General features: G+C 72.2%; 12 protein-coding genes, 1 pseudogene and 1 riboswitch. Of the genes and pseudogenes, 7 read left to right on the top strand and 6 right to left on the bottom strand.

Annotated features, from left to right (window positions below; translation table 11 throughout):
• A pseudogene (locus tag CCL05_RS25515) lies at positions 1-422 on the bottom strand (tetratricopeptide repeat protein); the annotation flags it as partial.
• Between the two features lie 157 nt (positions 423-579).
• Between CCL05_RS25515 and CCL05_RS25510 the strand changes: the two are divergent.
• From CCL05_RS25510 to CCL05_RS25500, 3 genes are all read left to right on the top strand, one after another.
• A complete protein-coding gene (locus tag CCL05_RS25510) occupies positions 580-1,083 on the top strand; it encodes a DUF6668 family protein (protein ID WP_086562827.1) in 504 nt (167 codons plus the stop codon).
• A gap of 5 nt (positions 1,084-1,088) precedes the next feature.
• Positions 1,089-2,243: an amidase gene (locus CCL05_RS25505; protein ID WP_086562826.1), complete on the top strand. Its 1,155-nt coding sequence runs from the start codon at positions 1,089-1,091 to the stop codon at positions 2,241-2,243.
• Between the two features lie 83 nt (positions 2,244-2,326).
• On the top strand, positions 2,327-2,908 hold the full coding sequence (locus CCL05_RS25500; RefSeq protein ID WP_086562825.1) for a flavodoxin family protein: 582 nt from the start codon (positions 2,327-2,329) through the stop codon (positions 2,906-2,908).
• Between the two features lie 3 nt (positions 2,909-2,911).
• On the opposite strand, the gene CCL05_RS25495 is transcribed toward CCL05_RS25500, so the two are convergent.
• The 4 genes from CCL05_RS25495 to CCL05_RS25480 form a co-directional block, all read right to left on the bottom strand.
• Positions 2,912-3,790 (bottom strand): ABC transporter permease, encoded by an 879-nt coding sequence (locus CCL05_RS25495; protein WP_086562824.1) that lies wholly within the window; start codon positions 3,788-3,790, stop codon positions 2,912-2,914.
• Positions 3,777-4,727: an ABC transporter ATP-binding protein gene (locus CCL05_RS25490; protein WP_086562823.1), complete on the bottom strand. Its 951-nt coding sequence runs from the start codon at positions 4,725-4,727 to the stop codon at positions 3,777-3,779. The genes CCL05_RS25495 and CCL05_RS25490 overlap by 14 nt, the downstream gene beginning before the upstream one ends.
• 25 nt (positions 4,728-4,752) lie before the next feature.
• Positions 4,753-6,006 (bottom strand): LolA family protein, encoded by a 1,254-nt coding sequence (locus CCL05_RS25485; protein WP_086562822.1) that lies wholly within the window; start codon positions 6,004-6,006, stop codon positions 4,753-4,755.
• Positions 6,007-6,238: 232 nt separating this feature from the next.
• Positions 6,239-7,249: a polyprenyl synthetase family protein gene (locus tag CCL05_RS25480; protein ID WP_086562821.1), complete on the bottom strand. Its 1,011-nt coding sequence runs from the start codon at positions 7,247-7,249 to the stop codon at positions 6,239-6,241.
• Positions 7,250-7,760: 511 nt separating this feature from the next.
• Positions 7,761-7,930, top strand: a riboswitch (cyclic di-AMP (ydaO/yuaA leader).
• 3 nt (positions 7,931-7,933) lie between these two features.
• On the opposite strand from CCL05_RS25480, the gene CCL05_RS25475 reads away from it, so the two are divergent.
• The gene (locus tag CCL05_RS25475) at positions 7,934-8,701 is read left to right on the top strand and encodes a LysM peptidoglycan-binding domain-containing protein (RefSeq protein ID WP_086562820.1); all 768 of its coding nucleotides are present in this window, start codon (positions 7,934-7,936) and stop codon (positions 8,699-8,701) included.
• Here the strand turns inward: CCL05_RS25475 and CCL05_RS25470 are convergent.
• Positions 8,665-9,513: a Cof-type HAD-IIB family hydrolase gene (locus CCL05_RS25470; RefSeq protein ID WP_086562819.1), complete on the bottom strand. Its 849-nt coding sequence runs from the start codon at positions 9,511-9,513 to the stop codon at positions 8,665-8,667. The two genes, CCL05_RS25475 and CCL05_RS25470, sit on opposite strands and share 37 nt — an antisense overlap.
• Before the next feature lie 192 nt (positions 9,514-9,705).
• On the opposite strand from CCL05_RS25470, the gene CCL05_RS25465 reads away from it, so the two are divergent.
• From CCL05_RS25465 to CCL05_RS25455, 3 genes are all read left to right on the top strand, one after another.
• Positions 9,706-10,770 carry a GNAT family N-acetyltransferase gene (locus CCL05_RS25465; RefSeq protein WP_244204400.1) on the top strand — a complete coding sequence of 355 codons (1,065 nt, stop codon included), beginning with the start codon at positions 9,706-9,708 and terminating at the stop codon, positions 10,768-10,770.
• Positions 10,771-10,801: 31 nt separating this feature from the next.
• The gene (locus CCL05_RS25460) at positions 10,802-12,091 is read left to right on the top strand and encodes a glycosyltransferase family 2 protein (RefSeq protein ID WP_107400514.1); all 1,290 of its coding nucleotides are present in this window, start codon (positions 10,802-10,804) and stop codon (positions 12,089-12,091) included.
• 143 nt (positions 12,092-12,234) lie between these two features.
• Positions 12,235-12,990, top strand: coding sequence for a polysaccharide deacetylase family protein (locus CCL05_RS25455; RefSeq protein WP_086562817.1), 756 nt, complete (start codon positions 12,235-12,237; stop codon positions 12,988-12,990).
• Positions 12,991-12,992: the final 2 nt, after the last annotated feature.

Genomic DNA, 12,992 nt, shown 5'->3' with positions numbered 1-12,992 from the left:
CCGGGCGGTGGCGGCACGGGCGGCTCCGTCACCGGCGTGTTCGCGGCGACGGCGTCCTCCGGCGGGGCCGTGCGGACCGGCTCCGCGGTGAAGCGGCTGGAGCCGTCCGGGTCGACCTGGAGCGGCACGACGTAGCCGATGCGCTCGTCGTGGATCGTGGCGAGGACGGGATGGCCGGTGGCCAGGGCGATGTGGTGAAGGCGGTTCAGGACGGCCTGCTGGATCTCCTCGCCGGGGGCCGCGAAGACGGGGACGCCGCCGACCGACGCACCGTCGCCGGCACCTCCCGCGCCGGCTCCCGGCCCCGCTCCTGCCGGGTCCGCTCCTGCCGCGGGGACGCGGACGTCGAGCGGCGCCGCCGGGGTCGCCGCACGCGCGGCCTGCTTCTGTTCCCGCTTCTTCTCGCGGCTGAGTCGGGCCATCGTCCCCTCATTCGGCGTCGTCCTACAGTCGAGTGTGTCCGCTCGCTCCCGTTTCTCACGTCACCGCGGTGTCACAGGCTCGTCCCAAGGGTTCCAGGTCCCGGCATGGATCGTTCCGCTTGGCATGAGGATCGGCAGTACGAGGGAGGAGAGGGGCATGCAGACAGGCATGCGACAGGGGCCGGAGATCTGGATCCGCGGCCCGGTGACCGACCAGGAGCCGGGGCCGCCGGAGCCCGCTCACGCCCATGCCGCGGCGCGGCGTTTCTCCTGGGTCGGCACCCACGGCGGCGCGGGTGTCTCCACCCTCGCCGCGGTCTACGGCGGCCATGACAGCGGCCGCGCCTGGCCCGGCCCGGGCGATCCGTCGTCGGTACTGCTGGTCGCGCGGACGCACGCGGCCGGGCTGGACACGGCCGCCGGTGCCGTGGAGATCTTCCGACGCGGTCAGGCCCCGCCCGGACTGGACCTCGACGCCGTCGTCCTCGTGGCGGACGCCCCGGGTCGGCTGCCGCGTCCGCTCGCCCAGCGGGTCAAGTCCCTGGAGTCGGTCATCGACGTGTACCGGGTGCCGTGGGTGCCGGCCTGGCGGCTGGGCGAGCTGGGGCGCCCGCCGCGCGAGACCTCGGCCCTGGTCCGGCTGACGGGAGCGGCGCACTGACGGCGGTGTCCCCGTCGGCCGCGGAGATCGCGGCGGGCGTACGGGCCCGGGAGCTGCGCGCGGTCGACGTGGCCGAGGCGGCGCTGGAGCGGATCGAGCGGGCCGATCCGGAGCTGTGCGCGTTCGTCGAGGTGTGGCGCGAGGGGGCGTTGCGGCGGGCGGGCGAAGTGGACGCGCTGCTCGGCCGACGGGCGGGGGATGTCCCCCGAAAGGGGGAAGCGCTGCCGCTGGCCGGGGTGCCGATCGCCGTGAAGGGGCGACACGGGCTGCGCGCGGCGGAGCCGCTGCTCGCGGCCGGTTGTGTCCCCGTGGGCGCGACCTCCGTACCCGGGCCGGGAACGCCCTGGCAGACCTGGGGGCTCGGCGCCCGCGGCCGGACCGTCAACCCGTGGCGGGCGGACCGTACGCCGGGCGGCTCGTCGGCCGGGGCCGCGGTGGCGGTGGCGGCCGGGCTGGTGCCGCTGGCGACGGGCGGCGACGGGGCCGGGTCGGTGCGGATCCCGGCGGCGTGGTGCGGGGTGACCGGTCTGAAGACCACGGCCGGACGGCTGCCCTCCGCCGACCGTACGGGGCTCGCCGTCCCCGGGGTGCTCGCCCGCTCGGCGTCGGACGCGGCGGCCTGGTGGCGGGTGGTGTCCCAGGAGCCGGTGCCGGTCGGCACACCGCTTCCCGTCACCGCCGTCTGGTCGTCCGACCTGGGCTTCGCCGGGCCCGACCCGGAGCCCCTCGCGCTCGCCCGGGTGGCGGCGGAACGGCTGGCGGCGGCCGGTGTCGTACGGCTCGTACGGCCGCGGATGCCGTTGCGGCTCACGGATCCGGGGCCTGCCTGGCTCGCCCTGCGCACCCCGGGTGCCGATCCGGGCGAAGCCCACCGTGTCCGGGCGGAGAACGACCGGCGGCTGGCCGCACTGTTCGCCGAAGCGGAGCTGCTGCTGACGCCGACCACGCCCACCCCACCGCACGGTCACGACGGTCCGGGCGACCGCTACTCCACCTCTCTCACCTGGGCGTTCAACCTCAGCGGGCATCCTGCGCTGAGCCTTACGGCGGGCTTCGGCGAAGACGGCTGCCCGGCCGGACTGCAACTGGTGGCACAGCACGGGCGGGAGGCGCTGCTGCTGGCCGTGGCACGGGAGGCGGAGCTGCGCACCGGGAGCTGAGGACACCCCTGGCGAATTTAGATGCGTACGCATATGATGCAAGCGCGTGTAATTGACGTGCGCCTAATTTCTGGGGGACATCCATGACCCGTCGCTTCCTCTTCGTCCTGGGCAGCGCCCGTGCCGACGGGAACACCGAGCTGCTGGCCCGCCGGGCCGCCGAGCAACTGCCCCCGGACGCCGAACAGCAGTGGATCGACCTCGCCGAGCATCCGGTGCCCGACTTCGAGGACCTGCGGCACGACAGCGACCACGTCCGCCCGACCGAGGGCAACGTGGCGCTGCTGCTCGACGCCACCCTCGCGGCCACGGACATCGTGATCGCCTCGCCCCTGTACTGGTACTCGGTCTCCGCGCACACCAAGCGCTACCTGGACCACTGGTCGGGCTGGCTGCGCACGCCCGGCCTCGACTTCAAGACGACCCTGGCCGGACGCACCCTGTGGGGCGTCACCGCGCTCGCGCACACGGAGCCGGAGGTGGCCGACCCGCTGGTCGGGACGCTCAACAACTCGGCCGCGTACCTGGGGATGCGGTTCGGCGGAGTGCTGCTCGGCAACGGCAGCAAGCCCGGTGACGTGCTGCACGACACCGAGGCACTGACCCGCGCCAAGACGTTCTTCGCGCAGGAGGCGCCCCTGGCCCGGTTCGTGTACGAGCACTGAGGCTTACGCGGTGATGTCCTTCGTGGTGAAGCGCGCCCAGGCCGCCGAGCCGAACACCGCCGCGTACAGGGCCTGGAGGCCGAGGTTCTTCGCCAGGTCGTCCCAGTAGACGGGTTCGCGCATGAGGTCGGCGAAGGACAGCCAGTAGTGCGAGAAGAAGTACGGCTGGAGGGCGTGCAGTTGCGGGATCTGGTCGAGGATCTGGACCGTGATGAGCAGGCCGACGGTGGTCGCCATCGCCGCGATGCCGCTGCCCGTGAGCGTCGAGACGAACAGCCCGAGCGCGGCCACGCCGATCAGTGACGCCGCGACGGCCAGGGCGATCAGCAGGGCTCTGCCCAGACCTTCGGCGAAGCTGATCTGCGTGCCGGAGATGGTCGTCAGATCGCCGAGCGGGAACAGCAGCGCGCCGACGGTCAGCGCCGAGACAGCCACCACGAGGGTGGCGGCCAGACAGAAGATGACGACGGTCGCGTACTTGGTGAGCAGCAGGCGGCTGCGGCCGGCCGGGGCGACGAGCAGGTAGCGCAGCGTGCCGGCGTTCGACTCGCCGGCGATCGCGTCGCCCGCGACGACACCGATCGCCATCGGCAGGAAGAACGGGAGGGTGGCGGCCAGCGCGGTGAAGACGAGGAACAGGCCGTTGTTCGTGATCTGCGAGATGAACGCCGGTCCCCCGCCGCCACCGCCGCCGGGCGACGAACCGTCGCTCGTCTCCATCTTGACGGCGATGCCGACCAGGACGGGCACGCCCGCCAGCACGGCCAGCAGCGCGAGGGTGCGCCAGCGCCGGAAGGTGGTGGTGAGCTCGCTGCGCAGCAGCCCGAAGGTCCACAGCGGGCTCACCGGCCGTACGGCCCCTGCGTTTTCAGCCAGCGACATCGAAACCCTCCCCGGTCAGCGCCACGAACGCGTCCTCCAGCGAGGCCCGTTCGACAGTGAAGCCGCGGACCCGTACACCGGCCGTGACCAGCGCGGCGTTCACGTCGGCGAGGTCGCGGTCCGGCGGTTCGCCGGTCACCCGGTCGTCCGTGACGACGACGTCGCCGACGCCCTGCTCCTTCAGCACCCGGGCCGCCTCCGACGGGTCCGGCGTCGTCACCACCAGCCGGCCGCGCGCCCCGGCGGACAGCTCGGCGACCGCGCCCTGGGTGATCAGACGGCCCTGCGTCATCACGGCCGCGTGCGTGCAGACCTGCTCGATCTCGTCGAGCAGGTGGGAGGAGAGGAAGACGGTCGTGCCGTCCGAGGCCAGCTCCCGTATCAGGGTGCGGATCTCGCGCATGCCCTGCGGGTCGAGGCCGTTGGTCGGCTCGTCGAGCACGAGCAGCCGGCGCGGCTGGAGCAGCGCGGCCGCGAGGCCCAGGCGCTGTTTCATGCCCAGGGAGTACGCCTTGGCCTTCTTGCCCGCGGCGGCCGTCAGGCCCACCCGGTCCAGCGCGGCGGCGACCCGGGCCTTCCGGGTGCGCGGATCGGCGGCCGGGTCGGCGGAGTCGTACCGGATGAGGTTGTCGCGGCCGGAGAGGAAGCCGTAGAGGGCCGGGCCCTCGATGAGGGCGCCGACGTGCGGCAGCACGGCGCGGGTGGCCCGGGGCATGGGTTGCCCGAGCACCGTCGCCGTGCCGGAGGTGGACTCGATGAGGCCCATCAGCATGCGGATGGTGGTGGTCTTGCCGGAGCCGTTGGGGCCGAGGAAGCCGAAGACGCTGCCCGCCGGGACGGTCAGGTCGAGGCCGTCGACGGCGAGCTGTCCGCCGCGGTAGCGCTTGGTGAGCGCACGGGTGGCGATGACCGGTTCCCCGGCGGACAGTTCGCCCATCGGCTCCTCGTTCTCTCGAAAGGACTTACTTCCCGGCGTCGGCCGCCTTCACGAGCGCGTCCTTGGTGACCATGCCCACGTAGACCTTGCCGTCGTCCGTGATCAGGGCGTTGACGAGGCGGGTGGAGAAGACCGTGGCGGAGCCGAACTTGCCGGTGACCTTGTCGCCGAGCGAGTTCACGAAGCCGCCGAGGTCGCCGCCGGCCTCGCCCGAGGGCACGCCCTCGCCACCGGTGTCGAAGGTGGCTATGGAGCTCCAGCCCTCGCCGATGGTCTTCATGCCGTCGAGGCCCTTGCCGAGGTCCTCACCGGCCTTGGGGGCGTGCTCGCGCGGCGCGCCCTTCTCGAAGCCCTTGCCGAAGTCCTTGCCAGAGCCCTTGCGGAAGTCCTTGCCGGCGTCCTTCTCCTCGGTGACCTTCGCGCCCTTGGGCGGGGTGAAGTCGAAGGTCGACGCGGCCGGTTTGCCGAAGCTGACCTGGGTGAAGCCCGCGTCGACGACGGCGGCGCCGCCGCTCGCCGGGGTCAGCGTGAACTTCAGCGGCATGCCGGTCTTCGCGTCCACGGCCACGGTGACCGCGCCGACGGTCGAGCCGGACTGCTTGGGCTTGATGACCAGCTTGTAGGCGTCCCGGCCGGCGACCTGGGCGGTGCCGTCCACGGTCACGGACGTCGTGTCGTCGGTGGCCTTCAGGGCCTCCTCGGCGAAGTCCTTCGGCGTGACCGGCGGCTGCTGGTCCTTCCCGCGCTCCGGGCTGTCGGAGGCGGTGCCGTGGTAGACCTCGTTCGACTTGCTGTCGTAGCCCCAGACGTCCTTGCCGTTGTGGACGATGCTGTATTCGGCGGCGTTCTCCAGCAGCGACAGCTTCTGCTTGTCCGGGCCGTCGGCCGCGACGCGCAGGGTGTGCGTGCCGGAGGCCAGTTCCGTGAGCTTGGCCGTCGGGTCGGCGGAGGAGCCGCCCTGGTCCGGGCCGGCCGCACCGGACATCAGGCTGCTCTCCAGCCCGCCGAGGTCCGGCAGGCCGAGGTCCGTGCTGATCTTCACCGTGCCGGACAGCTGCTCCACGTCCGACTTGGCGATCTTCTCGATGAGCTGCTGGGCGGTGATCTTCGGGAGGTCGGGGTCACCGGAGTCGGCGAGTGCGGGGACCAGCCCGATCGTCGCGGCCGCCACCCCGATCACCGTGACCGGGACGACGTACCGCGCGGCTTTGCGCCGCCCGGAGCGCTGCTCGTCGACCTCCCCGGCGGTCGTGCTGTCGTCGGATGCGTACGGTGCCATGTGTGCCCTACCTCCGTGATCGGCGGCGGCTGTCCGTGTCGTGCACGCACTCGTCCCTGAGCCGCCATTCTCACCCGAACTGGTGAGGAGTGGTGTTTTTCCGTGGTGACTATCTGACCAAATCGGCCGGCGAGATACGTCAGACCCCGGGCTCAACTCCACGTACTGCTGCGGTATGACACGACAGGGCGGCTTCTCCCCCCGACCCGTAGGGGTCGTGGGGGAAAACGCGCTAACCGGCCCGGTGCACCACCGCGTCGGACAGCTCCACCAGCGCCGTCTTCGCGGCGCACTCGGGCAGCGGGGCCAGCGCCGAGCGGGCGTCCTGGGCGTAGCGGACGGTGTCCTGCCGGGCCTGTTCCAGGGCCGGGTGGGCCCGCAGCAGGCGCAGGGCCTCGGCGTGCCGGTCGTCGTCGGTGAGGTCGGAGTCCAGCAGCTCGCACAGGGCGATGTCGTCCGCGAGCCCGAGCCGGGCCGCGCGCTCGCGCAGCCGCAGCACCGGCAGCGTGGGGATGCCCTCGCGCAGGTCGGTGCCGGGCGTCTTGCCGGACTCGTGGGAGTCGGAGGCGATGTCCAGGACGTCGTCCGCGAGCTGGAAGGCGACGCCGAGCCGTTCGCCGTACTGGGTCAGCACGTCCACGACCGTGTCGTCGGCGCCGGACATCATCGCGCCGAACCGGCACGACACCGCCACCAGCGAGCCGGTCTTGCCGCCCAGCACATCCAGGTAGTGCTCGACCGGGTCGCGGCCGTCCTGCGGTCCGGCCGTCTCCAGGATCTGCCCGGTCACCAGCCGCTCGAACGCCTCGGCCTGCACCCGCACCGCCTCCGGGCCGAGGTCGGCCAGGATGTGCGAGGCGCGGGCGAACAGGAAGTCACCGGTGAGGACCGCGACGGAGTTGCCCCAGCGGGCGTTCGCGCTCGCCACCCCGCGCCGCACGGTGGCCTCGTCCATCACGTCGTCGTGGTACAGCGTGGCGAGGTGGGTCAGCTCCACGACGACGGCCGACGGCACGATCCCGGGCGCGTACCGGTCGCCGAACTGGGCGGCGAGCATCACGAGCAGCGGACGGAACCGCTTGCCGCCGGCCCGGACCAGGTGCTGGGCGGCCTCCGTGATGAAGGGCACCTCACTCTTGGTGGCCTCGAGCAAGCCTTCCTCGACAGCCGTCAATCCGGCCTGGACATCGGCTTCCAGAGCCTGGTCCCGCACGCTCAGCCCGAACGGCCCGACGTCGGTCACGAGGGGTCTCCTGTCTGCTGGTGTCTGCCGGTGATTACGCGGTTTGTCGATAGGTCGCTGCCATCACTCGAGTCAGCGTATCCGGTCACGTTTCGATCACCACCAGCGCCCAGGGTTACAGGCCGGGTGGTATCCGATCACGACCGCAATGTTTTCGATCAGCTCATAAGAACAGACATTTATCGACTTACCAGGCGATAGCGAGCTATGCACGATTTGCCGCATTGGATAAGCAAATTCCTCTAGGTGCACATTGCCCCACGGACTCGTGATCAGTGAGTTGAATCACGTTATCCCCTGTGACGCCCCACTCCGGCACCGGCGCGTACCTCCTTCCGCCGTATGCGAGTTGAGCCTTGGCTTCAGCAAAGGATCAAGTGCCTCATAAGCCCCTGACCAAGGTCAACCGCTCGATATGTGACTCCGGTGCTTGTTCCCGACATGTGCTCTCGCATACGTTCCGGGCCTGTCCGGCGGACGCCGAATCCTGCCACCGCCAGGACTCCCCACACGAACCCACACACTCACGCAGGGCAGGAGCGGGGGACCCAGGTAAGTCGCCGGTCCGCGCAGCGGAACGGCTCGGGGTGAAGCCGCGTACGGCACACAGTGCCGTGCGCGGCCGGGCACCTCCCGGCCCGAACCCGACAGCTCACCTCGCAGGCGCCGGAGAGGAACATCCCCATGCCCCGAGGCAAGCACCGTCGCACCAGAACCAGTCAGCTCACCCGTCGTGTCGTGGCCGCCGGCACCGGCGGAGCGGCCCTCGCCCTGCCGCTGATCGGCGCGACGCAGGCCAGCGCCGCCCAGCCGGCCCAGAGCGCACCCACCGTCGCGCAGTCCGTGCCGCAGGCGGCCCAGCCCGCCACGTCCCTCACATACACCGTCGCCAAGGGCGACTCGCTCGCCCGCATCGCGAAGAAATACGACGTGTCGGGCGGCTGGAAGCAGCTCTACAAGGACAACCGCGCCGCCGTCGGCGACGACCCGCAGCTGATCCACCCGGGTCTGAAGCTCAAGGTGAAGACGGCCAAGGCGGACGCCGCGAAGAAGACGGCGACCAAGTCCTCCGCCCCCGCCAAGCCGGCCGGCGGTGTCGCCCAGGCCACCCAGGCCGCCGCGAAGTCCTACCCGAACAACCTGGACGGCTGGATCCGCGAGGCGCTGGACATCATGGCGCAGAAGGGGATTCCGGGCTCGTACGACGGCATCTACCGCAACATCATGCGCGAGTCGTCCGGCAACCCCCTGGCGATCAACAACTGGGACTCGAACGCCGCCCAGGGCACCCCGTCCAAGGGCCTGCTCCAGACCATCGACCCGACGTTCCAGGCCTACCACGTGGACGGCACGTCGTGGGACCCGTACGACCCGGTCGCCAACATCACCGCGGCCTGCAACTACGCGGCGGCCCGCTACGGCTCGATCGACAACGTCAACGGCCCGTACTGAGCCGTCCCGCCCAGCAGTCGTTCGAGGACGACGGCGATGCCGTCGTCCTCGTTCGACAGGGTGACCTCGTCGGCCACGGCCTTGAGTTCGGGATGCGCGTTGGCCATGGCGACGCCGTGGGCGGCCCAGTCGAACATCGGGATGTCGTTGGGCATGTCCCCGAAGGCGATGGTGTCCGCCGGCCGCAGCCCCAGGTGCTCGGCGGCCAGCGCCAGGCCGGTGGCCTTGGTGACGCCGCACGGCTGGAGCTCGACCGTGCCGGGCCCCGACATCGTCACCGTCGCCAGTGAACCGACCACCGAGCGGGCCGTCGCCGCCAACTCGTCATCCGTCAGGCTGGGGTGGCGCAGCAGCACCTTGCTGATGGGCTCGCCCCACAGGTCGTCGCGCCGGTCGACCCGTACCGCCGGCAGGGTCGGGTGCGGCATGAGATAGCCGGGCTCGATGAGCGTGAGGCCCTCGACCCCGTCCTGGTCGACCGCGGCGTACACCTGCCCCACCTCGGCCTCGATCTTGCCGAGGGCGGTCTCCGCCAGCTCCCGGTCCAGGGTGATGGACCACAGCAGCCGGTCCGCGCCGGCGTCGTACACCTGCGCACCCTGCCCGCACACCGCGAGCCCCGTACAGCGGAGGTCGTCCAGGAGCGGCCGCACTCTCGGCGCCGGCCGGCCCGTCACCACGAGGTGCTGGGCACCGGCGTCCCTCGCCCGCGTGAGCGCGGCGAGGGACCGGTCGGACAGGGTGTCGTCGCCGCGCAGCAGCGTCCCGTCCAGGTCGGTGGCGATGAGTGAATATGCGATGGGTGCGGCCATGATCAGAGAATACGGACAGCGCGCCCCTCCGTTTCATCGCGCGGCGCACGCCGATTGCCCGGTTGAAGGCGTCTGCACCAGTTGGCAACAACATGGTCCGCTACCTACCGCCGGGGGCGTCTCGGGCGGTACCTTCCAAGTGTCCAGGGGGGACTTGATCGGGGGGTCGAGTTGAGCAGTGGGCGTGTTCGTGTGGCTGTGCCCGGGGAGCTCGGCGAGGGGGAGAAGGAGCGCTGGCGCGCGCTGCGCGCGGCGTCAAAGACACCGCGCAACCCCTTCATGGAACCGGAGTTCACGGCAGCCGTCGGGCTGGTGAGGCCGCAGGCGCGGGTCGCGGTGGTGTACGAGGGGCCGGATCCGGTCGGCTTCCTGCCCCATGAGCGGGGCCCGTTGGGGCAGGGCCGGGCGATCGGGCTGGGCGTCTCGGACGCGCAGGGCGCGATCCTGCGGCCCGGCCTGCGTCTGGACACGGGCGAACTGCTGCGGGGCTGCGCCCTGTCGAGCTTCGCCTTCGACAATCTGGAGGCCGAGCAGCGGCTGTTCGTCCGGTACGCGGCCGAGGAGCACGCCACCTACGTCATCGACGTGGAGAAGGGCTACGAGACGTACGAGTCGGTGCTGCGCGCCCAGTCGCCGAAGTTCCTGAAGACCACCCTGGCCAAGGAGCGCAGGCTGGGCCGGCAGGTCGGCGAGCTGCGGTTCGTCTTCGACGAACGCGAGCCGGCGGCGCTGCGCACGCTCATGGAGTGGAAGTCGGCGCAGTACCGCAGGACGGGCCGCCGGGACCGGTTCGCCCAGGAGTGGATCACCCGGCTCGTGGGGCGGCTGGCCGAGACCCGGGCACCGGAGTGCACCGGCACGCTGTCCGTGCTGTACGCCGGCCGACGGCCGCTGGCCGCGCACTTCGGACTGCGCTCGGCATCGGTCCTGGCCTGCTGGTTCCCGGCCTACGACCCGGAGTTCGCGAAGTACTCGCCGGGTCTGGTGCTGCACCTGCGCATGGCCGAGGCGGCGGCCGCCGAGGGCATCGGCATGCTCGATCTGGGGCGGGGGGCGGCCGAGTACAAGGACGCGCTGAAGACGGGCGAACTGCCCGTGTACGAGGGTGCGGTGACGCGTCCGGGGGCGGGCGCGGCGCTGCACTGGCTGAGCCGCGAGCCGGCGCGCCGCGCGCACAGCTTCGTCCGGGGCAGGCCGCGGCTGGCGGCGCTGGCCGCACGGACCCTGAAGGGCGCGGCCCGGCTGCGCCGTACCTGACGACGATCCTGACGACGAGGGGGAGGGCCCCATGGCCCGTTCGGCACGGGCGCAGGAGGAGATACGGCGATTCCTGGACATCGAGGCGGTACAGGTCGCCGAGCTCGACCTCGACGGTGACGAGGCGGTGCTCAGACCGGGCCCGGGGAGTCCGCCGGTGACGCACGGCGAGGTGTTCGTGCTGGTCAGACAAGGCGGGCGGCCCGTGGGGACGCTGCTCGGGCGGGTGCCGGAGGGGGCGGACGCGAAGGCGGTGCTCGCGGAGCGGGCGAAGGCCGTGCTCGGGGAGCAGGCCAAGGCGCGGCAGGGTTCTGAGGTCTGTGAGCCTCCGTACGCGAGTGTCGTGGTCGCCACCCGGGAGCGTGCCGGGCAGCTGGCCCGGGCGCTGGACTCGCTGCTGGCGCAGGACCATCCGCGGTTCGAGATCGTCGTCGTGGACAACGCTCCGGTGACGAGCGGGACGCGGGAGCTCGTCGAGCGGAAGTACGCCGAGCGCGTGCGGTACGTCCACGAGCCGGTGCCCGGCCTCGCGGTCGCGCACAACACGGGCCTCGCGGCCGCGCGCGGCGAGGTCGTCGCCTTCACGGACGACGACGTGGTCGCCGACCCGCGCTGGCTGACCGAGCTGACCGCGCCCTTCGCCGCCGACCCCGGACTCGGGTGCAGCACCGGGCTGATCCTGCCCGCGCGGCTGACCACCCCGGCCCAGGTGCTGCTGGAGAGCCACGGCGGCTTCGCGAAAGGCTTCACTCCAAGGACGTACGACCCGGCGCGGCCGCCGGGCGACGAGCCGCTGTTCCCGTTCACGGCGGGGCGGTTCGGCTCCGGCGCCAACATGGCCTTCCGGACGGCCGTCCTGCGTTCCGTCGGCGGTTTCGACCCGGCCACCGGTGCCGGCACGGCCGCCCGGGGCGGTGACGACCTCTACGGCTTCGTCCGCGTCCTCGCCGAGGGCCACCGGCTGCGCTACACCCCGTCCGCACTGGTCTGGCACCACCACCGGGAGACCTGGCAGGACCTTCAGACGCAGGCGTACGGCTACGGCGCCGGCCTCACCGCGTATCTCACCGCGGTGCTGGTGAACCGGCCCGCGCTGCTGCCGGCGTTCCTCGCGAAACTGCCCCGCGGCCTCGCCCGCGCCCACGCGCTGACCGCCGTACGCGCGACGGAGGGCGGCGGGGCGCCGGGCGACCACGACACGCGGACGCATCCCTGGCCGCGGCGCCTGTCGCGGTTGCAGCGCCGGGGGATGGTGTACGGACCTGTCGGCTATCTGCGCGCGCGGCGGGCGCTGCGCACGCGGGGTGAGGGGGCGGGATGAGGACGTCGCCACGTGCGCGGGACGAGGGGCAGGGGGACGGCAGAGGCCGGGCGGAGCGGGGTGCTCAGGAAGGTGAGGGGCCGATATCCCCACCGGGTGCGGTCGGCTCACCGGCCATCCCGGTCTTCCTGTACCACTCCGTGATGGACGATCCGCCCGGCTGGATCGCCGAGTTCACTGTCACGCCGGAGCAGTTCGCCGCACATCTCGACGCCGTGGTCCGCAGCGGCCGTACGCCCGTCACGATCAGCGCGATCGCCGACCATCTGGCCGGGCGCGCGCCCCTGCCGCCCCGGCCCGTGCTGCTCACCTTCGACGACGGCTTCGCCGACCTGCCCGGCCCCACCGCCGAGGCGCTGGCGGAGCGGGCGCTGCCCGCCACCGCCTATCTCACCACCGGAGCCATCGCCCCGGGCGGCCGCAGCCTGCTGCCACCCGCGCCGATGATGACCCTGGACCGGGCGGCGGAGCTGGAACGTCACGGCATGGAGATCGGCAGCCACACGGTCACGCACGCGCAGCTCGACACCCTGTCCGGCAAGGACCTGGCGTACGAACTGCGCGCGTCGAAGGCCGTGCTGGAGGACGCCCTCGGGCACGAGGTCCGCCATCTCGCCTATCCGCACGGCTACAACAGCCCGCGCGTGCGGGCGATGTCGGCCCGGGCCGGCTACGAGACGGCGACCGCCGTACGGCACGCGCTCAGCTCCGACCGCGACGAGCGCTACCGCATCGCCCGGCTCATCGTCCGGCGTACCCACACCGTCGCCGACGTCGAGGCCTGGCTGGCGGGCGCGGGCGCCCGGGTCGCGCCCTACCGGGACGGGCCGAAGACGATCGCGTGGCGGTGGTACCGGCGGGCCCGCGCGGTGCTGCACGGGCCCGAGTTCGCGGGCTGATC

This window comes from Streptomyces africanus (genome assembly GCF_002150735.1).
Classification (GTDB): domain Bacteria; phylum Actinomycetota; class Actinomycetes; order Streptomycetales; family Streptomycetaceae; genus Streptomyces; species Streptomyces africanus.
The sequence above is the reverse complement of the archived record's forward strand: the minus strand, read 5'-3'. Positions and strand labels throughout refer to the sequence as shown.

Excerpts from the sequence above, each read along its gene's own strand:
- CCL05_RS25460 (WP_107400514.1), top strand. The coding sequence starts at position 10,802 with ATGGCCCGTTCGGCACGGGCGCAGGAGGAGATACGGCGATTCCTGGAC.
- CCL05_RS25490 (WP_086562823.1), bottom strand. The coding sequence starts at position 4,727 with ATGGGCGAACTGTCCGCCGGGGAACCGGTCATCGCCACCCGTGCGCTC.
- CCL05_RS25455 (WP_086562817.1), top strand. The coding sequence starts at position 12,235 with ATGGACGATCCGCCCGGCTGGATCGCCGAGTTCACTGTCACGCCGGAG.
- CCL05_RS25510 (WP_086562827.1), top strand. The coding sequence starts at position 580 with ATGCAGACAGGCATGCGACAGGGGCCGGAGATCTGGATCCGCGGCCCG.
- CCL05_RS25500 (WP_086562825.1), top strand. The coding sequence starts at position 2,327 with ATGACCCGTCGCTTCCTCTTCGTCCTGGGCAGCGCCCGTGCCGACGGG.
- CCL05_RS25470 (WP_086562819.1), bottom strand. The coding sequence starts at position 9,513 with ATGGCCGCACCCATCGCATATTCACTCATCGCCACCGACCTGGACGGG.
- CCL05_RS25495 (WP_086562824.1), bottom strand. The coding sequence starts at position 3,790 with ATGTCGCTGGCTGAAAACGCAGGGGCCGTACGGCCGGTGAGCCCGCTG.
- CCL05_RS25485 (WP_086562822.1), bottom strand. The coding sequence starts at position 6,006 with ATGGCACCGTACGCATCCGACGACAGCACGACCGCCGGGGAGGTCGAC.
- CCL05_RS25475 (WP_086562820.1), top strand. The coding sequence starts at position 7,934 with ATGCCCCGAGGCAAGCACCGTCGCACCAGAACCAGTCAGCTCACCCGT.